General features: G+C 58.2%; 22 protein-coding genes and 1 pseudogene. 15 read left to right on the top strand and 8 right to left on the bottom strand.

Going from position 1 to position 25,062, the window contains the following annotated elements:
* Nucleotides 1–4: 4 nt before the first annotated feature.
* Entirely contained in the window at nt 5–1,057 is a 1,053-nt protein-coding gene (locus ACM6IQ_RS21010) for a phosphotransferase (protein WP_414879727.1), read from the bottom strand.
* Between the two features lie 260 nt (nt 1,058–1,317).
* On the opposite strand from ACM6IQ_RS21010, the gene ACM6IQ_RS21005 reads away from it, so the two are divergent.
* From ACM6IQ_RS21005 to ACM6IQ_RS20970, 8 genes are all read left to right on the top strand, one after another.
* Complete coding sequence (locus tag ACM6IQ_RS21005) at nt 1,318–2,205, top strand: universal stress protein (protein WP_414879726.1); 888 nt, start codon at nt 1,318–1,320, stop codon at nt 2,203–2,205.
* A 31-nt stretch (nt 2,206–2,236) separates the two neighbouring features.
* Complete coding sequence (acsA, locus tag ACM6IQ_RS21000; protein ID WP_414879725.1) at nt 2,237–4,000, top strand: acetate--CoA ligase; 1,764 nt, start codon at nt 2,237–2,239, stop codon at nt 3,998–4,000.
* A complete protein-coding gene (gene pdhA, locus ACM6IQ_RS20995) occupies nt 3,997–4,980 on the top strand; it encodes a pyruvate dehydrogenase (acetyl-transferring) E1 component subunit alpha (protein WP_414879724.1) in 984 nt (327 codons plus the stop codon). Before acsA ends, pdhA begins: the two co-directional genes overlap by 4 nt.
* Complete coding sequence (locus ACM6IQ_RS20990) at nt 4,977–5,963, top strand: alpha-ketoacid dehydrogenase subunit beta (RefSeq protein ID WP_414879723.1); 987 nt, start codon at nt 4,977–4,979, stop codon at nt 5,961–5,963. The genes pdhA and ACM6IQ_RS20990 overlap by 4 nt, the downstream gene beginning before the upstream one ends.
* 46 nt (nt 5,964–6,009) lie before the next feature.
* Nucleotides 6,010–7,128 (top strand): dihydrolipoamide acetyltransferase family protein, encoded by a 1,119-nt coding sequence (locus ACM6IQ_RS20985; RefSeq protein WP_414879722.1) that lies wholly within the window; start codon nt 6,010–6,012, stop codon nt 7,126–7,128.
* Between the two features lie 11 nt (nt 7,129–7,139).
* Nucleotides 7,140–7,382 carry an acyl carrier protein gene (locus ACM6IQ_RS20980; RefSeq protein ID WP_017338543.1) on the top strand — a complete coding sequence of 81 codons (243 nt, stop codon included), beginning with the start codon at nt 7,140–7,142 and terminating at the stop codon, nt 7,380–7,382.
* Nucleotides 7,383–7,522: 140 nt separating this feature from the next.
* On the top strand, nt 7,523–8,083 hold the full coding sequence (locus tag ACM6IQ_RS20975; protein ID WP_414879721.1) for a nitroreductase family protein: 561 nt from the start codon (nt 7,523–7,525) through the stop codon (nt 8,081–8,083).
* A gap of 177 nt (nt 8,084–8,260) precedes the next feature.
* A complete protein-coding gene (locus ACM6IQ_RS20970) occupies nt 8,261–8,866 on the top strand; it encodes a Spy/CpxP family protein refolding chaperone (protein ID WP_414879720.1) in 606 nt (201 codons plus the stop codon).
* 202 nt (nt 8,867–9,068) lie between these two features.
* Here the strand turns inward: ACM6IQ_RS20970 and ACM6IQ_RS20965 are convergent, their stop codons facing one another.
* Nucleotides 9,069–10,280, bottom strand: a complete 1,212-nt coding sequence (locus tag ACM6IQ_RS20965) for an acetate/propionate family kinase (protein WP_414879719.1) — start codon at nt 10,278–10,280, stop codon at nt 9,069–9,071.
* Nucleotides 10,281–10,632: 352 nt separating this feature from the next.
* Here ACM6IQ_RS20965 and ppsA point away from each other — a divergent pair, with 352 nt between their 5' ends.
* A complete protein-coding gene (ppsA, locus tag ACM6IQ_RS20960; RefSeq protein ID WP_414879862.1) occupies nt 10,633–13,059 on the top strand; it encodes a phosphoenolpyruvate synthase in 2,427 nt (808 codons plus the stop codon).
* Between the two features lie 65 nt (nt 13,060–13,124).
* Complete coding sequence (glgP, locus tag ACM6IQ_RS20955) at nt 13,125–15,626, top strand: alpha-glucan family phosphorylase (RefSeq protein ID WP_414879718.1); 2,502 nt, start codon at nt 13,125–13,127, stop codon at nt 15,624–15,626.
* A 15-nt stretch (nt 15,627–15,641) separates the two neighbouring features.
* Here glgP and ACM6IQ_RS20950 read toward each other — a convergent pair whose 3' ends face one another.
* The 3 genes from ACM6IQ_RS20950 to ACM6IQ_RS20940 form a co-directional block, all read right to left on the bottom strand.
* Complete coding sequence (locus ACM6IQ_RS20950) at nt 15,642–16,175, bottom strand: flavin reductase family protein (protein WP_414879861.1); 534 nt, start codon at nt 16,173–16,175, stop codon at nt 15,642–15,644.
* 51 nt (nt 16,176–16,226) lie between these two features.
* Nucleotides 16,227–17,192 carry a ribose-phosphate diphosphokinase gene (locus tag ACM6IQ_RS20945; protein ID WP_414879717.1) on the bottom strand — a complete coding sequence of 322 codons (966 nt, stop codon included), beginning with the start codon at nt 17,190–17,192 and terminating at the stop codon, nt 16,227–16,229.
* An 83-nt stretch (nt 17,193–17,275) separates the two neighbouring features.
* Nucleotides 17,276–17,842 carry a phosphoribosyltransferase family protein gene (locus ACM6IQ_RS20940; RefSeq protein WP_031318863.1) on the bottom strand — a complete coding sequence of 189 codons (567 nt, stop codon included), beginning with the start codon at nt 17,840–17,842 and terminating at the stop codon, nt 17,276–17,278.
* A 255-nt stretch (nt 17,843–18,097) separates the two neighbouring features.
* Between ACM6IQ_RS20940 and ACM6IQ_RS20935 the strand changes: the two genes are divergently transcribed.
* From ACM6IQ_RS20935 to ACM6IQ_RS20925, 3 genes are read left to right on the top strand one after another with little or no spacing between them, the layout of a single operon-like run.
* Nucleotides 18,098–18,982 (top strand): universal stress protein, encoded by an 885-nt coding sequence (locus ACM6IQ_RS20935; protein ID WP_414879716.1) that lies wholly within the window; start codon nt 18,098–18,100, stop codon nt 18,980–18,982.
* 57 nt (nt 18,983–19,039) lie between these two features.
* Entirely contained in the window at nt 19,040–19,747 is a 708-nt protein-coding gene (locus tag ACM6IQ_RS20930) for a phosphoribosyltransferase (protein ID WP_017338554.1), read from the top strand.
* On the top strand, nt 19,740–20,396 hold the full coding sequence (locus ACM6IQ_RS20925; RefSeq protein ID WP_414879715.1) for a dienelactone hydrolase family protein: 657 nt from the start codon (nt 19,740–19,742) through the stop codon (nt 20,394–20,396). The genes ACM6IQ_RS20930 and ACM6IQ_RS20925 overlap by 8 nt, the downstream gene beginning before the upstream one ends.
* A 16-nt stretch (nt 20,397–20,412) precedes the next feature.
* Here ACM6IQ_RS20925 and ACM6IQ_RS20920 read toward each other — a convergent pair whose 3' ends face one another.
* Nucleotides 20,413–21,780 carry an erythromycin esterase family protein gene (locus ACM6IQ_RS20920; protein ID WP_414879714.1) on the bottom strand — a complete coding sequence of 456 codons (1,368 nt, stop codon included), beginning with the start codon at nt 21,778–21,780 and terminating at the stop codon, nt 20,413–20,415.
* A gap of 409 nt (nt 21,781–22,189) precedes the next feature.
* Here ACM6IQ_RS20920 and ACM6IQ_RS20915 point away from each other — a divergent pair, with 409 nt between their 5' ends.
* Nucleotides 22,190–22,846 carry a c-type cytochrome gene (locus tag ACM6IQ_RS20915; protein WP_414879713.1) on the top strand — a complete coding sequence of 219 codons (657 nt, stop codon included), beginning with the start codon at nt 22,190–22,192 and terminating at the stop codon, nt 22,844–22,846.
* A gap of 29 nt (nt 22,847–22,875) precedes the next feature.
* Here ACM6IQ_RS20915 and ACM6IQ_RS20910 read toward each other — a convergent pair whose 3' ends face one another.
* The gene (locus tag ACM6IQ_RS20910; RefSeq protein WP_414879712.1) at nt 22,876–23,406 is read right to left on the bottom strand and encodes a GNAT family N-acetyltransferase; all 531 of its coding nucleotides are present in this window, start codon (nt 23,404–23,406) and stop codon (nt 22,876–22,878) included.
* Between the two features lie 159 nt (nt 23,407–23,565).
* Between ACM6IQ_RS20910 and ACM6IQ_RS20905 the strand changes: the two are divergent.
* Nucleotides 23,566–24,342, top strand: a pseudogene (locus ACM6IQ_RS20905) (universal stress protein); the annotation flags it as partial.
* A gap of 91 nt (nt 24,343–24,433) precedes the next feature.
* On the opposite strand, the gene ACM6IQ_RS20900 reads toward ACM6IQ_RS20905, so the two are convergent.
* Entirely contained in the window at nt 24,434–24,976 is a 543-nt protein-coding gene (locus ACM6IQ_RS20900) for an Hsp20/alpha crystallin family protein (protein ID WP_414879711.1), read from the bottom strand.
* Between the last annotated feature and the right edge of the window lie 86 nt (nt 24,977–25,062).

The raw sequence follows: 25,062 nt of genomic DNA, 5'->3' as shown, positions 1-25,062 counted from the left end.
AAGCTCATGTGTAGGAGGCTGCCTCGGTCATCGTCAGGTGATTGAGGATCGGGTTTTCGCCGTGCAAATAACTCAGGGCCTGGTGCATCAATTGGACAGCTTGTTGTTTTTTTTCGTATCGCTTGGCCGGATCGGCATGACGTAGCGCTGCCCCCGCGAGGGAGAAGGAGCGCGTGGCAGCCCGCAAAGAAAGGAAAAACGCCAAGGGTTTGCAGTCTTCCTGCGCATCACTGTGGTTGAGGTAGCTGGACAACAGCCGTGCTCCCAGCCTGTTCAGGCCATGGTGTTGCAGGTCCATCAGCACAAAAGCCAGGTCGTAGAGCACATCGATGCAGGCAAGCCGCTCACTGAACTCGATACCATCGAAGAGTGTGGGCTGGCCGTCGAGCAGGCAGATATTGGCCAAGCGCATATCACCATGGCAGCGTCGAACGCGGCCCTCACGGCGGCGACCTTCGAGGCAGCCGGTCAACGACTCCAGCTGGGTCCGGGAGGTGTGAGCAATCGCGGTGACTGTCGCGAAATCGAGGAGAGGCGAGTAGCGAGACATTTCCCGATGATTTTTCTCGATTTCTTCATACAGGTCCAAAATGCGACCGAAAGAAGGGTTGATTTGTGCACTGGCATGAAAGCGGGCGATCTCCGCCCCCAACTGTTCCAGCATCGGTTCAGTCAGGCGTCCTTCAACGGCCATGCGGTCAAACAGCCGATCCTGAGCGAAACGACGCATCACCACGAGCCAGTCAACCACGGGGCTGCAACCATTGAGTGCCAGTTGGCCATTGGTCTGGCGATTGATCGGACACAGGCTCAAGTACAGCGTCGGCGCTGTCCGTCGATTCAACAGTAGCTCTGCCTCACAGGCGTTTTTGCGGCTTTCCAGGCTTAAGAAATCCAGCTCGGCAAACGCCACGGCGCGTTTGAGTTTGTAGGCGCGGTCGGCGTGCAGAAAAATCACCGAACCATGGGTCTCGATACGCTCCACTGGCTGGTTTGACGTGCCGTAGCTGGACGGCCTGGAGAGAAAGGCAATGACCTCGTCTTGCAGGGTGTTCATTCTCGCCACCACGCCGTCTGCGGACTTTTCGGCAGTGTGAAGAAGCGAAGGCCCGCTCCGATTGATATTGATCAAGTACGCTGGAATGAAAGGCTGCGTGTCTCACGGGCCTCACGCCGGTATTTGATATTTATCAACGTCAGGCACATTGCAGCGGAGCAACCTGAATCAACGTTGGTGCTTGGTCCTGCGTGGACGCAATGGCTGAGCCCTACGAGGATCAGCGGCAAGCGTTGAAGCGCTCTGCCTGGAGTCAGACCATGAGCCAGTATCAACATTTGTTACTCATCATCCACCTGGCCCTGCGCCATTCTCCGGCAATCGACCATGCCGCAGCGCTCGCCAGGGCCAGCGGTGCACGTTTGCATATTGCGGCGTTGATCCCGGCGTTGAACCTGTTGTCGCTGCTCGAAGAAGGCGACCGGGAAAAGGCGCGGGAACGCTACCTGCAGGACCATCGTGATTGGCTGAGCGATCAGGCCAGACATCTGCGTGGCAGCGGGGTCGTGGTGACCACCGAGGTGGCTTGGGCTGATGACATGGAGCAAGACATCCTGGATCACGTCAAGGAATTGCAGCCCGACCTTTTGATCAAGGAAATCCAGCAAGAATCAGCGCTCAAGCGCACGTTTTTCACCCCGCTGGACTGGCACTTGCTGCGCCACTGTCCGGTACCGGTTTATCTGGTAGGCGGGACTCACCATGCGCTGCCGCGCAAGATTGTGGCGGCGGTTGATGCGGCGGCGGGTGGGCCTGAGAACAGCGAACTCAATGACCGCATTATCCAACAGGCCTCCAGCCTCGCCATACAGTGTGATGCCGAGTTGCACCTGCTGTTTGCCTGTGACATTAGGGAAGATTGCCTGGAGGAATTGGGCGGGAGCTTAAAACTGTCGGAGCTGACCCAGGGGCTGCGCAAAGAGCTGGAAAAATCGTTCCTGAAATTCGCCGGTCGGTACGGTGTGCCTGCTAACCGGCGGCATTTCATTCTGGGACATCCTGTCTCGGCGCTGAGCGAGTTTGCCAACAAGCACGACGTGGATGTGATTGTGTTGGGCAGAGTCCAGTACCACGGGATGGAGAAACTACTGGGCAGCACGACAGAACATATTCTGTATCAGGTGCCCTGCAGCGTCCTGGCGGTCTAGGGACGGACCGACGACTCAAGGGGGGGCAATCATGCATCCAGCGATCATTAAGAAAACCCTGGCCAACTTGCCGCTAGCGCCAAATTGGCTCGATAGTGTGAAAGCTCGCGAGGCCTTTTCCTGGCAGGTGGAAGCCAGTGCTCTGGCCGGTTTGCCGGGCGGCGGTTTGAACCTTGCGTATGAGGCCGTGGATCGGCATGCGCAGGGTGCGCATCGACGGCATACGGCACTGCGCATTCTTGACCGCAATGGAGGTAGTCGCGACATCAGCTACGCCCAACTGAGCCTCCTGACCAACCGATTTGCCAATGTATTGAAAAAACTGGGCGTGATGCCCGGCGAACGATTATTTGTACTCTGTGGCCGGGGGCTGGAACTTTATCTGGGCGTGCTCGGTGGCCTGAAACTCGGTTGCGTGGTGTCTCCCTTGTTCTGTGCGTTCGGTCCCGAACCCATCGAAACCCGTATGCGTCTTGGCGAAGCCAGTGTGTTGCTGACCAGCGAACCCCTCTACCGGCGCAAGGTCGCGGCCATACGCGAGCGTTTGCCGGCACTCAAACAGGTGCTGCTGTATGACGAAAACGGCGGCGATACGGCGCAGATCGAGGGGACGCTCAATCTGCATCAACTGCTGGCGCAGGCAGATGAAGCCTTCGCCGTTGCCAATACGACCGCCGACAGCCCGGCACTTTTACACTTCACCAGCGGCACGACGGGCACCCCAAAAGGCGTGTTGCATGTCCATGGCGCGGCGCTGACCCACCGCGTCACCGGAAAATACGCCTTGGACTTGCACCCCGATGATGTCTATTGGTGCAGCGCCGATCCGGGTTGGGTGACCGGCACTTCCTATGGGATCTTTGCCCCGTTGTTGCTGGGCGTCACCAGTGTGGTCGAGGGCAATGAATTCGATGCCGAGCGTTGGTACCGGATACTTGAGAAGCAACAGGTGACAGTCTGGTATACCGCCCCGACGGCCATTCGCCTGTTGATGAAAGCAGGCGAAGCCTTGGCGCGCGGCCATCATTTTCCGAGTCTGCGGTTTATTGCCAGTGTCGGCGAGCCGCTCAATCCCGAGGCGGTCTGGTGGGGCAAAGAGGTGCTTGGGCTGCCGATCCACGACAATTGGTGGCAGACCGAAACCGGCGGCATCATGATTGCCAACACGCTCGCCATGCCCATCAAGCCAGGCTCCATGGGTAAGCCTTTGCCGGGTGTCGAGGCGGCCATCGTCGTTCGAGGAGAAGAGGGCGGTCTGGTGTTTCTGGGTGACAACGAGGTCGGTGACCTTGCCTTGAAACAGCCATGGCCTGCCATGTTCCGTGCCTACCTGGGGCAGGAGGAGCGTTACCGTCACTGCTTTGTCGGTGAGTGGTACCTGAGCGGCGATCTCGTGCGTCGCGATGCCGACGGTTACTACTGGTTCATTGGTCGCAGTGACGATGTCATCAAGTCGGCGGGTCACCTGATCGGTCCGTTCGAGGTTGAAAGCTCTCTCATGGAACACCCGGCCGTGGCCGAGGCCGCAGTGATTGGCAAGCCCGATCCGCTGTTGGGCGAAACCGTGAAGGCCTTTGTTTCACTCAAGCGTGGTTTCACTGCCAGCCAGGCCTTGCACGACGAGTTGCTCGGTCACGGACGCAAGCGCCTCGGGGCGGTCGTTGCGCCCAAGGAACTGGAATTTGTGGAAGTGCTTCCGCACACCCGTAGCGGAAAACTCATGCGGCGTCTGCTCAAGGCCCGGGAACTGGGGTTGCCTGAAGGCGATACGTCCAGCATGGAGAGCCCGTCATGAGCCTCCCATCGCGGTCCCAGGACATTGCTCTCGACCTGCTGCGGGACATGGTGCGCATCCGTCGTCTTGAGGAGCGGGCTGGCGAGTTGTATGGGGAGGGCAAGATTCGTGGCTTTCTGCACCTGTACATCGGCGAAGAAGCGGTAGCTGTCGGCGTTCTGCATGCACTGGCAGCCAACGATGCGGTGGTTGCGACGTATCGCGAACATGGCCACGCCCTGATCAAGGGCGTCGCCATGAAGGCGATCATGGCCGAGATGTATGGGCGCCAGGAAGGATGCTCGCGAGGGCGCGGCGGCTCAATGCACCTGTTTGATGCCACGGCACGATTCTTCGGCGGCAATGCCATCGTGGCGGGAGGCTTGCCCCTGACGGTCGGCCTGGCGCTCGCTGAACGCATGCAAGGTGGATCGCGTCTCTCAGCCTGTTTCTTTGGTGAAGGCGCGATGGCGGAAGGGGCCTTCCATGAGTCCATCAACCTGGCCGCATTGTGGCAGCTGCCGATGCTGTTTTGCTGCGAAAACAACCTCTATGCGATGGGGACTGCCCTGGACCGTTCGCAGTCGCAAACGGACCTGTGTGCGAAAGCCTCGGCCTACAAAGTCGATAGCCGGTCTGTCGATGGCATGGACGTGATCGCGGTCTACGAAGCCGCTCGTGATGCGGTTGAACACATCCGTGCGGGGCGTGGGCCTTTTTTTCTGGAGTTCCGCACCTATCGGTTTCGTGCCCACTCGATGTTCGACCCACAGCTGTATCGTGACAAGGACGAGGTGGAGCAATGGAAGACCCATGGGCCGATCCATACGTTCAGTGCACAGCTCAAGGCCGAGGGCCTATTAGACGAGCCCGGATTTCTGGCGATCCAGGCCCAGGTGGACGCTGAAGTAGAAGCCGCCGTTACCTATGCCGAAAGCGGTAGCCTGGAGCCGCTCGAGGATCTGTCCCGCGATGTCTACACCCCAAGGGCGGCGCCATGAGCATTCGTATGAGCTATCGCGAAGCGCTGCGCGAGGCAATACGTGAGGCGCTGCAGCGGGACCCGCGGGTATTTCTGATGGGCGAAGACGTCGGTCGCTACGGTGGCAGTTATGCCGTGTCCCTGGGGTTGCTTGAGGCGTTCGGCCCCGAGCGCATCAGAGACGCGCCATTGTCCGAGCTGGGTTTCGTGGGCGCTGGAATAGGGGCGGCTTTGGGGGGCATGCGACCGATTGTCGAAATCATGACCGTGAACTTCAGTCTGCTCGCCCTCGATCCGTTGATGAATACGGCTGCTGCCTTGAGGCACATGTCCGGTGGACAGTTCTCCGTGCCCTTGGTTGTGCGCATGGCGACAGGCGCCGGACGCCAGCTTGCGGCGCAACACTCGCACAGCCTGGAAGGCTGGTACGCCCATATTCCCGGGCTGAAAATCCTGGCGCCGGCGACCATCGAAGATGCGCGCGGCATGCTCTGGCCAGCGCTGCTGGATCCGGACCCGGTGCTAATATTCGAACACGCCCAGCTCTACAACCTGGAGGGGGATGCGGGCGAGTGGGAGACGGTGGACATCAGCTCCGCCAAGGTACGCCGAACCGGCAAGGACCTGACCCTGATCACTTATGGCGGCACACTCGGCAAGACCTTGGACGCTGCGCAGGTACTGGCCGGGGAGGGCATTGATTGCGAAGTCATCGACCTGCGGGTCCTGCGCCCTCTGGATGACAAGACTTTGATGGCTTCTGTCTGCAAGACCCGTCGGGCCCTGGTGGTTGATGAGGGGTGGCGCAGCGGCAGTCTATCCGCCGAGATCATTACGCGGATCATAGAACAAGGCTTTTTCGAGCTGGATGCACCGCCGGCACGGGTGTGCAGCGCCGAAGTGCCGATACCTTATCCCCGGCATCTGGAAGAGGCGGCCCTGCCACAAGTGTCGACGATCGTCGCGGCTGCTCATGAGCTGTGCCAGGGGACATCAGGGTGAGCGCGATGACGTGGTGTCTTCGAGTATCGCCCCGGGAGGGTCAACGATGATCGAATTCAAATTGCCCTCTCTGGGGGCTGATATGGATGAAGGCACGTTGCTGGAATGGAAAGTCCATCCGGGCGATGTGGTCAAGCCGGGCCAGGTGATTGCCGTCGTCGATACCGCCAAGGCCGCCATCGATGTCGAGTGCTGGCATGAGGGCACAGTGTCGCAACTGCTGATCGATATCGGCGCCAAAGTCCCGGTCGGTACCACCATCGCCTGGTTGTTGGAACCGGGCGAAGATCCGCACAGTGCGCGACGAACAACGACCGCGGCGCCGCTGCTGATCGAAGAGCAGGCATCGTCCGGCAGACGCCCGCGGATATCTCCCGCGGCGCGCAAGCGTGCTGCCGAGCTAGGCGTCAGCACCGCTGATATGAAAGGCCATGGTCCACATGGAGTCGTTACCCTGGAGGACATCGAGGCTGCCGCTCATGTGGCGCATCCGCCGGACCCCGACCAGGCCATGCGGCACGCCATTGCGGCGGCCATGACTCGTTCAAAACGCGAGATTCCCCATTACTACCTCAGCGAAACCATCGCCCTGGATAACGCCATGGCCTGGCTGCAGGCACACAATGCGCAAAGCACAATTCAAGAGCGCCTGCTGCCCGGTGTCTTGCTGCTCAAAGCGGTGGCGCTGGCCTTGCACGACTATCCGCAGCTCAATGGTTTCTGGCTGGATAACGCCTTCAAGCCCGCACTCGATACCGACCTTGGGGTGGCAATCACCCTGCGCCAGGGTGGCCTGGTCGCCCCGGTGCTGCATCATGTGGCAGACGCCTCCCTGACTCATTTAATGAGTGAACTGGCCAGCCTGGTCGAGCGCGCCCGAAGCGGTTCCCTGCGCAGCTCCGAGCTGGGAGGCGCCGGGATGACGGTCACGCAACTCGGCGACCAGGGTGTAGACAGCGTATTCGGGGTGATCTACCCACCCCAGGTGGCCTTGGTCGGTTTCGGTCGTATCAGTGAGCGGCCCTGGGTTAAAGAGGGCCAGTTGTGTGTCATGCCGACCGTCATTTGCAGTTTGTCCGCCGATCATCGAGTCAGCGACGGTCATTACGGCGCACGTTTTCTCGGCGAAGTCCGTCGCTTGCTGCAGACGCCAGAGGCGCTTTGAGGAGAGGACATATGAACCCGCAAATGATCCGCGAAGAAGTATTGAAAGCCTTGAAAGGCATTGCCCCGGAACTTGAAATCGAGCAGTTGCGATCTGATCGGTCGCTGCGCGAAGAGGTTGATCTGGATTCCATGGATTGGCTTCGTTTCATTGAGGCTCTGAATCGGAGTCTGGGAATTGCAATTCCTGAAAGCGATTACCAAACCGTGGACACCCTGGACAAACTCATCACCTACCTGGGGCAAAAGGGATGAGGGTGCCGAGCAGTGGCTGCGGGGCGTTGAATGCTTGCGCTGCCTCCGGTGTAGCGGTTCCGCCTTGATTTGATCTAAATCAACAGCAAGTCCATGCGGGTGGACGACCTTATGAGTGGCCCTTTATCAGGTAGGCACTCATGAACATTGACAAGGCAATCTCCGGCCGGCGCTCTGCGCGTGAATACACGAAGCAAGCCGTTGATGAGAACGTCCTGCGGCGCTTGATCAGTGCAGCTGCCCAGGCGCCCAGCGCAATGAACCAACAACCGTGGGCCTTCACGGTGATTCGCGACCAGGCACTGCTGGACCGGATCTCCCGTGAAGCGAAAGCGTACATGCTCAAGACGATGCCGGCAGGCTTCCATTCCGAGCACTTCCATACGTTGCTCAATGATGAAAACTTTCAGATCTTCTATCACGCGCCTGCACTCATCCTGATTTCGGGAAACGCGCCGAGTCCCTGGATCGTCGAAGACTGTGCACTGGCTGCCGAGAACCTGATGCTCGCCGCGTATGCAGAAGGCCTTGCCACCTGCTGGATCGGTTTTGCGCAGAGCTATCTCAATACGCCGGATGGCAAGCATGCCCTGGGCCTGCCGGCCGAGTGGACGCCAGTGGCCCCCATTATCGTTGGCCACCCGAAATCTGCGCCTGGACCCATCTTGCACAAGGCGCCGGAGATTCGCTGGATTGGCTGATCGCAAAACACTCTACCGTCCACGTCGGCAGCGTCGTCATTGTGCACGGTGGCTGCCACTATCGACCGTCTAGCCGCAGCCTCGTTTGTCTGGCTGTTTTCTGATGTGGATCAGATTGTCCACCTGTCCGGCTCCTAATCTCGAACCATTCCCACCATGGTGTTGAGAAGAACTGAAATGAACAAATCAAGCTTGATCGGCCAATACATGTTGATAGCAGCGAGCGTTTTCCTGTTGCCATCCACCGGCGTCTTCGCCAACCCACCCATGTCACCGCAAGGTGGCATGTCCCATCATTCCCAGGACGTCGATTGGGTCAAACATACGCAGCAGACCCTGGATGATCTGAAAGCCAAGCTCAATCTCAAGCCAGAGCAAATGCCTGCCTGGGAGACATGGGCTACCGGGGTCATCACGGATGCCAATCAGCAACTGGAAATGCACAAGACCCGGCACGACGAGATGGCGAAATCGAAGCAAGCGCTGATTGATGCAACGACGCCGGAAAGAATGGCAAAAGGGATAGAGCGGCTGCGCGCACACACCAACTGGATGCAGGCGAAATTGGTGCGTCTGGATGCTGCTCAGGCGCGGACCAAAACGTTTTATGACGCTCTGGAAACTGAACAGAAAACCATATTCGACCTGTTCTGGGCAGTGATGCATCGCAGGCATGCTGGCTATGGCGGCGCGCAGATGCCAATGCAAATGCCGATGCACATGCCAATGCACATGCCAAAACCGCAAATGGACGGCGACCAGGACCCAACAGACCCGCAGTAGGCGCTGACTGACTGTTCGATTGGGTGAACATCATGAAAATCGACACGGTAAAACGTTGCGCGTAGACAGGGCTAGTCCTATCCCCGGACAAAAAAACCTTCCCGGTTTCCCGGCCAGGGGCAGGGCAGTCAGGGGATTCACTCGCCTTGGATTGGCCCTACCGCTTGCATGGCTTCAGGCTTTTTGGCAGCGAGATGCTCGGTTACCGTTGCCGGTTGACTGGCTCGGTCAGGCGGAGGGCGTCGAGCGCCGTGACCCATTCTTCGTTGGTGGGCTCGACCACCACCTTGACTCGGCTGGCCGGGGTCGAGATCACTGGGGCATTGGCCTGGTTCGCCGTTTCGTCCAGTTCGACGCCCAGATACTGCAGGCCAGCGCACATACGAGAGCGAATCGCCGCGTTGTGTTCGCCAATACCAGCCGTGAACACCAGCATGTCCAGACCACCCAGTGCCGCGACCAAGGCACCGGCTTCGTGGATGAAGCGGCGCAGGTACAGCGCAAGGGCCATGGCCGCGCGAGGCTCAGTGGCTTCGACTTTGAGCAATTCGCGAGGGTCGCTGGAAATCCCGGAAACGCCCAGAAGGCCAGACTCGTGATACAGAATATGGCTGACCCGCTCGAGGCTAAGCTTCCAGGTTTCCATCAGGAAAATCACGGCGCCAGGGTCCAGCGCCCCGCAGCGCGAGCCCATCATCAAACCGTCCAGCGCTGAGAAACCCATGGTGGTGGCGACGCTTTTCAAGTCCCGCATGCCACACAGGCTGGCACCGCTGCCCAGGTGCGCGACCAGTGTCCGGCCACGCGCCTGATCGCCATAGCGCTCGGCCAGCGCAATGGATTGGTAGCGATAGGAAAGCCCGTGAAACCCGTAACGACGCAAGCCGCTTTCCCAGGCCGACCAAGGCAGCGGCAGGATTTTCTCCACGTCTGGCAGGGTCTGGTGGAAGGCGGTATCGAAACACACCACGTGTGGCAGGTCGGGGCGGGTTTGCAGCAGTGTTTCGATGGCCTCCAGCGCAAAGGGCTGATGCAGAGGGGCTAGCGGGATGTAGCTTTTAAGGTCGGCCAGTACCTGCGTGTCGATCAATACCGGTTTGGAGTATTTAATCCCTCCATGCACGACGCGGTGGGCGATGGCCATGATCGAACGGCCTACCAGTCGAGTGTGCAGCCGCTCACGAATATACCCAAGGGCATCGTGATAAGGGTGCTTGTCATCAAGGGGCAGTGGCTGATCGTCGCCGTCGTTTTCGCTGACCACCGAGTTTGGCCCCGTGATGCCGTCGACCTTTGCGCGCCACAATGGTGTGCGAGCCAAAGGGCTGCAGGTCGCGTCGAACAGGGCAAACTTGATGCTCGACGACCCCGCATTGAGGACCAGGATCACTTCACCGGTATCTGTGTCGTTCATGGCAGGTTTACCCGTGTTACAGGCCTTCGCGGGCGGCGAGGCCTTTGTGCTGGCGATACTGCTTGTCGATCCAACGCCTCGCGGCCTGGAGCAAGTCGACGGCGGTCCTGGGGTTGGTAACGGCAAGGAAACTGTAGCGCGTTTCCCTTTGAGGGGGGATGGTCGGACGTGGCGACCCGGACGGGTGTTGCTGCTCAAAGGGCGCTCATTGATCTAGATCAACACCCGCAGACAGCATCAAGCCATAAAGCCTGTATCAAGTTCTATTTGGCGTTGTTGAGCGCTGGCGCGGGGGAAGCGCAGCCCTCAAACGAAAGAGGGCCGCCCCCCAATCAAATGGAGAAACATCGTGATGTATTCACATATCCGCTGGTTCAAAGAGCTGGGTATCAACGATGTATCGCTGGTCGGGGGCAAGAACGCCTCGCTGGGCGAGATGTACCAGAACCTCACGACCGAGGGGGTATGCGTCCCCAACGGTTTTGCCATCACCGTTGAAGCGTATCGTTATGTGCTTGATCACAATAGCGCCTGGCAGCCTCTGCATGCGGCACTGGACGGACTCGACCCCGACAACATCAAGGATTTGCAGGCGCGTGGTGAAAAGGCCAGGGCGATCGTATATGGCTGTTCATTGCCGGAAGATCTGAAGACGGCGATTTTGCAAAGTTATGCCCAACTCAAACAGGAATACGGCGAAAACATTTCATTGGCGGTGCGTTCCTCGGCGACCGCTGAGGATTCGCCACAAGCCTCATTTGCCGGGCAGAACGACACCTATCTCAATATCGCCCGTGACGATGATCTGCTCGATGCCTACAAACGTTGCCTGGCGTCCAACTTTACCGACCGCTCCATCCATTACAAATACGACAATGGCTTTGATTACTACAAGGTCTATCTCGCCGTCGTGGTCATGAAGATGGTGCGTAGCGATATCGGGGCCAGTGGCGTGATGTTTTCGCTGGACACGGAAACAGGCTTCAGGGATGTCGTCTTCATCAATGCCGCGCTGGGACTCGGCGAGAATGTCGTGCAGGGCACGATAGACCCGGACAGCTTCTATGTGCACAAACCCTGCTTTCTCCAGGGTTATCGTGCTGTCTTGAAGCGCAGCCTGGGTAGCAAAGCAAAGAAGATGATTTTTGCCGGCGAGCTCAATACCGGCAATATCGCGGTGGAATACACCAAGAATATTGACACGCCCCTCGAAGAACGAACCCGCTTCTGCATCTCCGATGCTGATGTGATGGTGTTGGCCGACTATGCCATCAAGGTTGAAAACCACTATTCGGGCAAAGCCGGTTTTTACAAGCCCATGGATATGGAATGGGCCAAAGACGGGATCGATGGCCGCTTATACATGGTGCAGGCGCGACCGGAAACGGTGGAGTCGCAAAAGAACGGTAGCGTGCTTGAGATTTACCATCTCAAGCAAAGATCGACAGTGCTGCTCAAGGGTCGGGCGGTCGGTACCCGAATTGGCGCCGGCAAGGCGCGTGTCATCAACGATGCCAAGCATCTGAGTGAGTTTCAACCGGGCGAGGTGCTGGTCTCAGAGAACACGGCACCCGACTGGGAACCTGTCATGAAGACCGCCGCGGCTATCGTGACGAGCAGGGGCGGCCGTACTTGTCACGCCGCCATCGTGTCGCGTGAACTGGGCATTCCCGCCATCGTGGGAACCGCAAACGCGGCAGAGAAAATAGAAACCGGCACACCGATCACCATTAGCTGCGCCGAAGGCGAAACCGGACATGTCTATGAAGGCATTCTGGATTTTGACATTCAGCACACCGATCTCAGCCAGCTGGGACATCCAGAAACGAAGATTATGATGAACCTGGGCAATCCTGATCAGGCCTTTAGTCTTGCCTCGCTACCGGTGGATGGCATTGGTCTGGCGCGTATGGAATTCATTATCAATGAATACATCAAGGTGCATCCGATGGCGCTTGTGCACCCTGAAAAAGTGGATGAAGCAACACGTGAAAAGATCGCTGCCCTGAGTGTTGCTTACAGTGATCCTGCGGATTTTTTCGTCAAGACCTTGGCCGAAGGCGTCGCCACTATAGCTGCGGCGGTGTATCCAAAACCCTGCGTAGTGCGCATGAGCGACTTCAAAAGCAATGAATACGCGACCCTGCTGGGCGGAAAGTATTTCGAGCCGGAAGAAGACAACCCGATGATCGGTTTTCGTGGCGCGTCCCGTTATACCCATAGTGCCTATGCCGAAGGTTTTGCGCTGGAATGCGCGGCAATGAAGCGGGTTCGCGACGAGATAGGCCTGACTAACGTCAAATTGATGATTCCTTTTTGCCGCAGAGTGGAGGAGGGCGAAAAGGTGTTGGCAGCGATGGCCAGCCATGGCCTCAAGCGCGGAGAAAACGGACTGGAGGTCTACGTCATGTGCGAGATCCCCAACAACGTCATCCTGATTGACGCCTTCGCCAAACTGTTCGACGGATTCTCCATCGGCTCCAATGACCTGACCCAGTTGACCCTCGGCGTGGATCGCGATTCGGAAATCGTCGCCTTCGATTTCGATGAACGCGATCCGGGTGTGAAACAGATGATTCGCCTGGCGGTGGAGGGCGCAAAACGTAACGGCCGCCACTCCGGCATCTGCGGACAGGCGCCGTCTGACTATCCCGAGATGGCTGAATTTCTGGTGGAAATCGGCATTGACTCGATAAGCCTCAATCCGGATGCAGTGCTCGCCACGACTCGGCATGTTCTGGCGGTGGAAAAGCGCCTGTCACTCAATCGCAAACCGTAAAACCGTTGCCTCATGGCTCGCATGATCAAGATCCGCAGAACTGCCGATTACAACGAGGTGTCGACGTGTATGCCTTCTTGCCACGTGAGTTGCCGGAGCAACTCTCCCCACTGACCGAGCTCGCACTTAACCTGCGCTGGACCTGGAACCATGCACTTGACGACCTGTGGAAGTCGATTGACCCAGAACTTTGGGAGCGTACCCATAATCCGTGGATGATTCTGCAGAATGCTTCGCAGCAGCGTCTTGACGAACTCTGCCGAGATGCCCATTTCTCGCAGAAACTGGCGCACGCCATCGCAGAGCATCGGCGTTATCTCGACGACTCAGGCTGGTATGCACAGCGGCAAGCGGCAAGCGATTCGGCGCGGATCGCTTATTTCAGCATGGAATATGGTCTGAGTGAGGCCTTTCCGCTCTACGCCGGCGGACTCGGTGTGCTTGCAGGAGATTACCTCAAGACGGCGAGCGACATGGGCGCTCCGATACTTGGGGTGGGTTTGCTCTATCAGGAAGGCTATTTTCGGCAATACATCGACGCGCAAGGCAGGCAGCATGAGGCCTATCCTTACAACGACGCCACCAGCCTGCCGATTCAGCCAACTATCGGCAATGAAGGCGCATGGCTGAAAATCGTGCTGCAACTTCCCGGTCGCACTTTGTATGTGCGTATATGGCAGGCCATTGTCGGACGTACGCGCCTGTATCTACTGGACAGTAACGATCTGCGCAATGGTGCCGCCGATCGCGGTATCACCTCTAAGTTGTACGGCGGCGGCTCGGAAATGCGTTTGCTCCAGGAAGTGGTGCTCGGCATCGGTGGCTGGGCGGTACTGGACGCACTGGGTATCGACGTTGACGTGTGCCACCTTAACGAAGGTCATGCTGCACTGATTGTGCTGGAACGTGCCCGTCGCTTTATGCACAAGACGGGAACATCCTTCTGGGAGGCATGGTGGGCAACGCGTGCAGGTAATGTATTCACAACGCATACGCCAGTGGCAGCGGGTTTCGATTCATTTCCGCCCGCACTCGTTTACAAGTATGCGCGTGAGTATCTCGAGGACTGTCGCATTTCATTGCGCGAACTTCTGGCGTTGGGCCGGCGTGATCCGGCGGACGACGATGAGCCGTTCAACATGGCTTTCCTGGCATTGCGTGGGTGCGCTCAGTGCAATGCAGTGAGTCGTTTGCATGGTGAAGTCAGCCGTCGATTGTTCAGTGATCTTTATCCACGCTGGCCGCTTCATGAGATACCTGTAGGGCATATTACCAACGGCGTCCATGTGCCATCCTGGGATTCAGTGTGGTCCGATCACCTGTGGACTAGCACCTGTGGCAAGGAGCGTTGGCTCGGCACGGTGGAGTCTCTCTCGGGGACGGTCTCCAATAGTGATGATATGGCCTTGTGGACGATGGCCGCCGAGCAACGCCGCGATCTGGTGCATTACACGCGTAACCGTTTGGCATGGCATCTTGGACAGCGTGGCGAGTCACCGCAGCAGGTCGAAGACGCCGCGCAGGTGCTCGATCCCAATTGCCTTACGCTCGGCTTCGCGCGGCGATTCACCGACTATAAGCGACCGAATCTGTTGCTACATGACCCGGAGCGCTTGAGTCGCCTGCTAACCGATGAGCATCGACCGGTCCAGCTGATCATCGCCGGCAAAGCCCATCCCGGTGACGAGCAGGGCAAGCAGCTGATCCAGGCATGGATGGAGTTTGTTCATCGTCCGAATCTGCGAAGGCATGTCGTGTTCCTGGAGGATTACGACATTGAACTGGCCCAGCATTTGGTGCAAGGCGTCGATGTCTGGATCAATACACCGCGCCGACCATGGGAAGCCTGCGGCACCAGTGGTATGAAGGTTCTGGTCAATGGCGGACTGAACCTGTCCCAACTGGACGGCTGGTGGGCGGAGGCTTACCAGTCCAGCTGCGGTTGGGCGATAGGCGATGATGCCCCAAGCGACGATGTAGCCGACGCCGAGTGCTTGTACCGCCTGCTCGAAGAAGAAGTAGTACCCAGCTTTTACACGCGCGACACGCAGGGAATTCCACGAGGATGGGTGCAGCGTATGCGCGCCAGCATGTCGCAATTGGGGCCGCAATTCAGCAGCAATCGCATGCTGCTCGAATACCTGGATGGTTGTTACCAACCGGCGATTCAGGCTTTCCGGTGCCGTAGCAAGGATAAGGCCGGGCTCGCACGTGCGCTTCATGCCTGGCAGAAGGCGGTTGCCTCGGGATGGGACAAAATACATTTCGGCACGGTCGATGCGAAACACGACGGCGAGCGGCTGTACATCAGCGTGCCGGTCTATCTGGGGGAGATCGCCCCGGAGTGGGTAAGGGTCGAACTCTATGCCGCCTTGTGCGATGAACACCCGGCAGAATGCCTGACGATGAACGCCGTCGGGCCCATTTTCGGCGCCATCCAGGGCTATATCTTTTCCATCTCGGTCGCTGCTACGCGGCCCGTGGATTGCTACACCCCACGGGTGCGCGCCTGGCACTCAGAAGCCTTTCTGCCGGCGGAAAATGCTCTTATTGCGTGGCAACGATGACGCCGACCCGCACTCCTAGACACCCTCTGGAAGTTTCGATTGCATCATTTCTCTTCTATCCAGTTTGCGTCCGTCCACGACGAAGGAACCATCCCCCACCGAATGAAGGGTTCGTGTCTCTTTGCGTGAGTCGTCGAGGTAGGCGGCGAGGCCTTCGAGGATAACGATATTGTGTTTCTCGATGATATCGACAACCTTGCATTCGATATTGGCCAGGCATTCCTTAATCAAGGGTGCCCTGACATGTTTGCCTTTCACGGGCGTGAATCCGAATGTTGCGAACTTGTCAGTGTCGGCACCGGAACAGGTTCCCACGGCGATAACGCGATCCAGCAGATCGACGGTCGGGATTGAAATGACACACGCCTTGGTGTTCAGAAGCGCAGCGTATGAATAGTTCCAAGGGCCGGTGGTCATGGCGAAAATCGGTGTGAAACCCATCACCATGGTCCAGGAGATGGTCATGATGTTGTTCTTCTGGCCATCATTTGTGGTGACGAAGACAACCGGGCCAGGTTCCATCAGTGTGAATGCTTTGTTGATGTTCATCTTTTTCAACGGCCGGCACTCCCCATTGTCTTTGATCGGCGCTTCATCTGCTCAGACGGAACCCAATGCGCCATTTTCGGCCAGCAAGCTGGCTATCAGGGCGCTGGTGTCGAGTACGTGCAAGCGCTGCGTCACGCACTCGGGGGGCAAGCGAAAAGGAGGTACGGAGTCAGAGATCGCAACGTGCTCGAATAGCGGCGGCTCGAACAGGTTGCTGCCCGCAGTGAACAAGCCATGGGTCGCCGCTGCGAACAGCCGGGTGGCTCCCGCCTTTTGACAGGCAAGGCCGGCATGCCTCAGCGTTTCGCCGGTACTGATCAGGTCGTCGAAAACAATGGCGGCCTTACCCGAGACTTCGCCAACCAGGAGAGTGCCTGTCAGAGTCGTGTGAGCACGGTGCTTTTCCATCAGCGCACTGCCCACTGAACGTCCCAGTTGTCGTTCGAGGGCCTGACGAAATTGCTCGGCGCGCTTGGCACCACCGGAATCCGGAGACACCGCCACCACCTCGGCGTCGCCGACGAACCTGGCGAAATGCTCGGCGAATAATTCTGTGCACTGCACGTTCCACGCAGGAATGCGAAAGGCATTGTCGAACGCCGCCGGATTATGCACTTCCAGGGCAACCAGGCGATCCACGTGGCAGGCTTCAATCATGGTCGCCAGGTAGCGAGTGATCGTCGGGTCTTGAGGCTGGCTGCGGCGATCTTTGCGTCCGTAGCAGAGGTAGGGCGTTACCGCCTGCACATGGCGAGCGCCGGCATCCTTGAGGGCTGCGCAAAAGAACAACAGGCGACACAACTTATCGTTAGCGCTCTGTCGATCATCTCCATACAACGAATGGAACACCACGACCTCGCGACCGTTAACCGGCTCCAGCGGTCGGCATTTATGTTCGCCATCTTCATAATTGCGCTCTTCATGAAGGGCCAGTTGGCAGCCAAGCCGCTGCGCGACGAAGGCTGCATAGTGCTCACTGCCTTGCAGGGCAAAAAGAAGCGGGCGATCTGAGAGCATGCATCGGCTCCTTTGAGGCTTATCGAACAGGCCTCAACTGGATGGCTAACGTGGACATCAAGTACCTGGCAATCCTTGTGCCTTCATCGGGCAGCACCATGACGTAACACCTCAATGCAGAACTCCATTTCGTAGGGCGGAACGTTGCATTCGACGATGTCATGGGCGGCAACTTGCAGGTGCACGCCGATAATGTCGGCATGGATCGGCTGCTGGCAGACATGCCGGTCAACCAGTACCGCAGTGTAGACCCGACGAGCGCCCAGTTGCGCCAGATAGGCACACGTGCGCAGGAGTGAATGGCCCTCAAACAGCACATCATCGACAACGAGCAGGGTGGTGTTGGCAAGGTCCAGTTCGCCCAGAAGCGGGTTCTCGGTCAATTCCGTGTGTGCATGCAGCACCTTGAGGTCATCGGCATAACGCTTGACCTTCAGGGGGTAAAGCGGCAGCTCTGGCTGGCCGGTCTGACGTGAAAGATGCTGCTGTAAACGCTGTGCCAGCGGCTCGCCACGGCGCTGGATGCCAATCAGTGCCGCTTGAACGGGCGGTAACAATATCGACGCTTGGCGCGCCATGCCCTGCAGTACACCATCGAGTTCATCGCTGTCGTACAAGCGCAACCGCTGACTCGCCAGTAGGGTCGACATAGCCGTCTCCAGTCGAAAACCGATGGACAGCAAAAAATGCTGCCCCATAGCCAACCTAATCCCGCCCGGTTCGGCCCTATTGATATTGATCAAGTCGGGTGAAATGAAATCCCATTCCATGAGCGTTCGTCCGGTGATCGATCTTGCGCAGGGACTTGATATAAATCAACGCCAGGGCGACATCAACGGAGGACTCTGAATCAAACGCTGGTGCTTGATCCGGCGCGTCGAGTCCCACCTGTCTGGAGTCAGATCATGAGCCAATATCAACGCTTGTTACTCATCGTCAACCCGGTCCTGCGCCATTCCCCTGCGATAAACCATGCGGCCGCCCTCGCCAAGGCCAGCGGCGCGAGCTTGCATATCGCTGCGTTTGTAATGCCCTTGGAGATTCTGTCTCTGCTTGAAGAAGGCGTGCAGGAAAAGGCTCGGGAGAGCTATCTTCAGGACCATCGCGACTGGTTGACGAACCAGGCCACCAAACTCCGCGCGCTCGGGCTCGAAATAACGACGGAGGTGACGTGGGCCGATGACTTGGAACAAGACATTCTTGATCACGTCACGGAAATGCAGCCCGACCTGCTGATCAAGGAAGTGCAGCACGAATCAGCGCTCAAACGCGCGTTCTTCACCCCGCTGGACTGGCATTTGTTGCGCGACAGCCCGATACCGGTCTATCTGGTGGGCGGCAGTGGCCATGCCTTGCCGCGCAAGGTCGTGGCGGCGGTTGACACTTCAGATGCCGAGTCGCGAAACACCGAGCTGAACGAGCGGATCATTCAGCAAGCGACCAACCTTGCGTTGCAGTGCGATGCCGAGTTGCACCTGCTGTATGCCTGTGATCTTTCGGGGATCTATCTGTCGGACATGGGAGGGCTGGCGCTTCCAGACATCACCAAAGAGTTGCGCACAACCGAGGAACAATCGTTCATCAAATTGGCCAATCGGTACGGCGTACCCTCTGATCGCCGGCATTTTATTCTCGGTCACCCGGTCTCGGCGCTGAGCGATTTTGCCAGCGAGCAGCAGGTGGATGTGATCGTGATGGGCAGAGTCCAGTACCACGGCCTGGAGAAGCTGCTGGGCAGCACAACCGAACATATTCTGTACCAGGTGCCCTGCAGCGTTCTGGCGGTCTAGATCGGGCAAGGCCAGTTGTAACGAAACGACAGGCGTCATCGCCTGAGGAGGTTTTTCATGAGTCAAAGCCCCTCATTGCAAACCACGTTGAAGGACCGGGTAGAAGCCGGCCAGCGTCTGGTGGAACCGTTGCTCAAATATGCACATCGACCCGATGTCATCATCCTCGCCTTGCCCCGTGGCGGCGTTCCCGTCGCTTATGAAGTGGCCAAGGCCCTGGACGTGCGCCTGGACCTGATGCTGGTCCGCAAGCTGGGCGTTCCATCCCACCCGGAGTTCGCCATGGGCGCCATTGCCAGTGGCGGTATCCAAATCATCAATAACGACGCATTGCAGGCAAACCCGATTACTCCGGCCGCGTTCGATGCCGTGCTCGCGCGCGAAACACAGGAACTGTTGCGTCGTGAGCAGGTGTACCGCGGAACCCGCCCACCCGTGCGATTGAAGGATCAGGTGGTGATCCTGATCGACGACGGCCTGGCAACCGGGGCCTCGATGATGGCGGCAATCCACGCGGCGCGAAAGCAAGCACCGGCTCGCATCGTCGTCGCCGTGCCGGTGGCGCCGCTGGAAACCGTGGAGGCGCTGCGCAGTGAAGTCAATGAAGTCATCTGCCCACTCATTCCCGAATGGATGATGTCGATCGGATACTGGTACTTGAGCTTCCCCCAGACTTCAGACGAAGAGGTTATTGATTTGTTGACGCGGTCCTGGCGGCGAGAGTCTGCTGCCAGTGCCTCGGCTCAGGAGAGCGTCGATGATTGAGGTGCACTATCGGCAGCTGGACGTGAAGGACGTTGAGTTATCAGCCGATTTGCGCCTGCCGGTCAACGCCAGCGCGCTGGTGGTCTTCGTCCATGGCAGCGGCAGCGGTCGTACAAGTCCGCGTAATCAATATGTTGCAGAGTCGCTGGCCAGACGGGGGCTGGCGTCGCTGCTGTTCGACCTGCTCACGGAGCCGGAGCAACGCCTGGACAACCTCACCGGTGAACTTCGTTTCGATATCGCCTTGCTTGCCAGGCGGCTGGTGGAGGTCATCGACTGGGTCAGTCGGGACGCGGAATTGCACGCGCTACGAATCGGTCTGTTTGGCGCGAGCACCGGTGCTGCGGCGGCCTTGTTGGCCGCGGCCTTGCGGCCGGAGGTGGTGCATGCGGTGGTCAGCCGGGGCGGGCGCACCGATCTGGCGGGTGCGGCATTGACCCAGGTGAGGGCACCCACTTTGCAGATCGTTGGCGCCCGGGACCCGATGGTGCTTGAGCTGAATGAGCAAAGCAGTCGTGCCTTGCGGTGTGAACAACAGCTGGAAATCGTGGCGGGCGCTACCCATCTTTTCGAGGAGCCCGGGGCCCTTGAGGACGTCGCCAGACTTGCTGGCGACTGGTTCGAGCACCATCTGCACGGCCCCGACTGACAACTCTGGATCGGTGTCACACGCCAAACGGATAGGTTTCATCTTCCGGTTCGAGTTCCTGGCTTTTTGGCAGCGCCAGTGCTGTCACGGGTTGGGTCTGTTCAATCCAGATCATGGCGTCGAACTGTTCGGCCAACATCGCTTCGAAGTAATGACTGCCACGCTCGGTTTCGGGGCGGTAAATCACCCCGATGGCCCGTTCCAGCAACGGTTTGGACAACACCCGGCGCAGCTCTTTGCGCGTTGGGTCTCGCCAGTCGGTCAATGACGCCGGTACACCCGCCTTGAGGAACTGATGCTCCCAACTGTCCGGGCGAGAGGGCAGGACGTCCTTGATGAGCATGTCGCCGTCCCAGTCATCGGCCGCGGTCACCTTGCCACGGTCGGTGCTCATACCGATCAGCACGGCATCGCGCCCATAGGCACTGCGGCACAGCTGACCGATGTTGAACTGACCCTTCCAGCCCATCTCCGTCGCGGCCGCGTTGCCGATATGAGAATTGTGCGCCCAGACCACGGCTTTGGCTTGCGGGCCCCGGTGCTCAAGCAGTGCACGAAGTGTGTCGAACATGTGCCGGTCACGCAGGTTCCACGAGGCGGTCGACCCTCGATAAATCGCACGGTAATACTGTTCCGCTGCCTGCACCACCCGAGCGTTCTGCGCCGCATTGAAGAACGCCTCGTCGTTCTGGATGAGCCCGGCCAGTTGTTCGGCCAGCATGGCATTGAGCTGGTCGACCACCGGCTGCTCACAGGGCATCAAGCCGCCACGTTCGACGAAGTGGCCATACAACGCGGGATCATCCTGCCATGGGGTCAGACAGCCATAGCGCCGCCGGGCTTCGTGGGCCAGCTTTGGGTCGATCCGGTCCAGATAGCTCAGCACCTCATGAATGGAGTTGCGCAGGCTGTAAACGTCCAGCCCGCGGAACTCGACACGACGTTCAGAGACGAGGGTGTGGTTGTATTGATGCAGCCAGTGGGCGAATGCTCTCACGTCGGTGTTGCGCCACATCCAGGTCGGGAATCGGCTGAAGATGTGACGTTTCCACGCCGAGGGCGCCAATCCCCGGACATACTGGTCGACATGACCCGCGTCCGGCCAGTCCGCTTCAACGGCCACGATGTTGAACCCATGCTGCTCAATCAGCCTTTGGGTGATCGCTGCCCGGGTTCGATAAAAATCGCTGGTGCCATGACTGGCTTCGCCGATCATCACCACCCGCGCATCCGCATAGCGATCGAACATTTCACCAAAGGCGGAGGAATCCAGTGCCGGCAGAGGCTCGGCGTATTGGTGCAGAAGAGGTGCGATGGCGGCCTGGTCAATGCGCCGATGTGAGCCATACAGGTTATCCAGCATGTCTTGGGAGGGTGTGTTCATGACTGTCGTCCCCGCAAAGGTGGGTTACTGCCAGCGGTATTGCGCTTGCGCTCAACCGCCCGAAATCAGTCCGCAGGTCCACGACACATTGTGTTTAAACGCAAGCTTTTGTGTCGCTTCATCACCTGTTTGATTATTCCTACACCTTGATCCAGATGAACAATTGAGTTTCGTCAATAAAGGGTGCAAAGCCTTGAGAGAAGCTGTCTGCATCAAGTATTCGTTGGCTGCCGACTATGATCTGACGCGATGGGCGTTATTCCGAAAGCAGGATTGGAAGGCTCATTTCCCTCTGACCTTGTAAATGGTCGGCGTCTGGCTAGGCTCCAGCCTAGGGCTGTCTTCAGGAGAGGGAATTGAACGGTAGGTGAAGGATGGTATTCATCCGCTAAAAGCAGGGGCGTAGATCATGGAAGCATTGGGTACGAAGAGTATTTTCAACCGCTCACGTCTGACGCTTGCCCTCTGCGTAGGTGCGCTCATGGGCTGCACCAGCACGAGTGAAGAGACATCGCAAACCACGTCGGCCATGTCCGGTATCGCCATGGCGGACCAGGTTTGCGCCCAATGCCATGGACTGACGGGAGAGTCCTTCTCGCCAACATTCCCCAAGTTGGCCGGGCAGCAAAAAGAGTACCTGAAGTTGCAGCTGGCTGACTTCAAGGACCATGCACGCAGTGATAAAACCGGGACTCAGTACATGTGGGGCTTTAACCATCTGACGCAGACCCAGATAGCCGAACTGGCCGACTACTTTTCGAGTCAGAGCCCCATGAAGGCGGATGCAGACACGCCCGATGCCCGCGGTGAATTGATCTTTCGCCAGGGCTTGCCTGAGGCGGGCGTCGCGCAGTGCAGTTCGTGCCACGGTGCCGGCGGTCAGGGAGGTGGCCAGATTCCCCGCGTGGCGGGTCAACATGCCGCTTATGCGAGTCGCCAGATCAAGGTGCTTCAACAGACCGAACTGCGGCCCCGGGACGCCCTGATGAAGAAAAATCACTCACTGTCTGAGGCGGATGCCGAATCTGTCGCCCATTACATGGCAACGCTGGGGGCAAAAAAATAATGGCTTACGCCGACAGCGCTCAAGTCGTTTTACAGGTACAGGCAGTGAATCACTTGGCGGGTATCGAAGGGATCGTCGCGCGTTTCGAAGCCAAGGGATCTGGCCAGGTCGCGCATCGGCGCATTGCTGGAGGCGTCGACCGCATATATCTGGTGAAAACCGTTCTTGCGCGCGGCCGTGATCAAATGTTCCATCAGTAACGTGCCCAGCCCCAGATGCTGCCATTGATCGGCAACTGTCACCATACACTCACACTTATATTCGCCCGTGGTGGCATAACGGCTGACGCCGATCTCGATCAATTGGCCATTTTCGTGGACCAGCGCGATGTATGCCAGGCACTGCTTGTTGCCGGGTTCGTTGACCTGCGCGAGAAAGCGCATGTGCCGGGACTCAGGGCATAGGTGTTTGATGAAGCTGTACTCACGCTCGCGGTCTTTTTCCGTCAGTTGCCGGATCAACACGTGACGACCATCCTTGAGCGCTTCGATCCAGTATTTTCCGGTGACTTTGGCATAGGCTTCGGAAGATCGATCATTATGGTCTTTGACAGTGAGCATGATGCGATCCCTCCCGCCGTCTTCAAAGGTCGGCGCGCAGTGACAAACCACGCGATTCACTTCTTTCTACACCCCTGGCTGCGCCTGAATATGATCTGGATCAGACTCTTATGACAGTGCGCTCAATGCTCCATGGGCGCCGGCTCGATAAAGGCTCGGGAAGAGAACAGAGACGAGGAGGGTGATCAGCGATATCAGCGTCATTATCTCCACTGGAAGGACCAAACACTTCAGCGCCTCAATGCCCAGGGATTGGAGGTGAACGTGCAAGTTGTCTTCACCTGCGATCCACTGCTCGACATCTTGAAATGTGTCGAGGCGCTCAAGCCCGACCTGGTCATCAAGGATGTCACACTGGACCCGGTACTTGGACGGGCGTTCGTCACACCTCTGGATTACCATTTGCTGCGCGGATGTCCCGTTGCGTTACACCTGGTCAACCAGGTCCGTCATGAGTTGCCTCGTCGGATCGTCGCCGCTGTGGACCCGTTCGATACGGTCACACAAATCCATGATGTGAACGATGCCATTATTCAGGCGGCTCATACGCTGGCCGCGCAATGCCACGCATCGCTGCACCTGCTTTACGCCTATGACTTATCGCCTGCATTTAATGGCGATACGCCGCTGATCAGCGGCTGCTGGAATATGGCCTTCATGGATGAGTTGCGAGAGTCCCTTCATCAGGCGTTCAACACCCTGGCTGAGCGCTATGGAATTGCTCCAGAGCACCGGCATTTTTTCATGGGTCTGCCGACGCCGGTGATCAGTGCATTTGTCGATGAATACCAGGCAGACGTCGTGGTGATGGGCACCGTGCATCGTGTGGGCACTCATCGATTCATCGGCAGCACTATGGAGCGCGCGCTGTATTCGTTGCAGGGCAGCATTCTGGCGGTCAGACAATCAGACTCGCACGTCGAAGAGAACAGGTGATCGCGGCGTTGACCCGCGCCTTGCTTCAGCCTTTTTAAATGAACAAAAAAACCCCCGCCGGTTTCCCGGCAGGGGCTGGGCAGCCTGGGATTCACTCGCCTTTGATTGGCACGACTTTATCCGCTTTCATGGCTTCGGGCTTTTTCGGCAGCGAGATGCTCAGCACGCCTTTGCTGAAACTCGCGTCGATCTTCTCGGCATCGACACCTTTGGGCAAGTTGAACACCCGCTCGAAGGAGCCATAGTGACGCTCGCTGAGGTGATAGCCCTTCCTTTTTTCTTCCTTGTCCTCTTTCTTTTCGCCTTTGATGATCAGGCTGCCGTTGGACAGTTTGATCTCAATGTTTTTCTGATCCATACCGGGAAGCTCAGCTGTGATTTCGTAGCTTTTGTCTTTCTCGGAGATGTCCACGGCAGGCAGACCGTGACCGATCAGTTCGCGCCGCCAGAGCGGCTCGACATCGAACAACCCGCGACCGAATGGCGACAGTCCCGAGCCGCGATTGAAGTCTTCGAACAGGTGATCAACCTGCTGCCGGAGCTTTTCCAGAGGGCGCCAGAGGTCTGTTGTCACGGGATGCTGACTGGCTTTGTCGTCGGTATGAACCGGCACTTTTTTTTCACTGTTGCTCATTTTGAATTCCTCCTCTTGGGTAATAGAGGTGGATCGCAAACCGTTTGGCGGTCCACCACGACAGAACAAGCACGCAACACCGGGCC

Source organism: Pseudomonas sp. IT-P100 (assembly GCF_949767185.1).
Lineage (GTDB): Bacteria > Pseudomonadota > Gammaproteobacteria > Pseudomonadales > Pseudomonadaceae > Aquipseudomonas > Aquipseudomonas fluorescens_B.
This window is presented reverse-complemented; position numbering and strand designations above follow the sequence as displayed.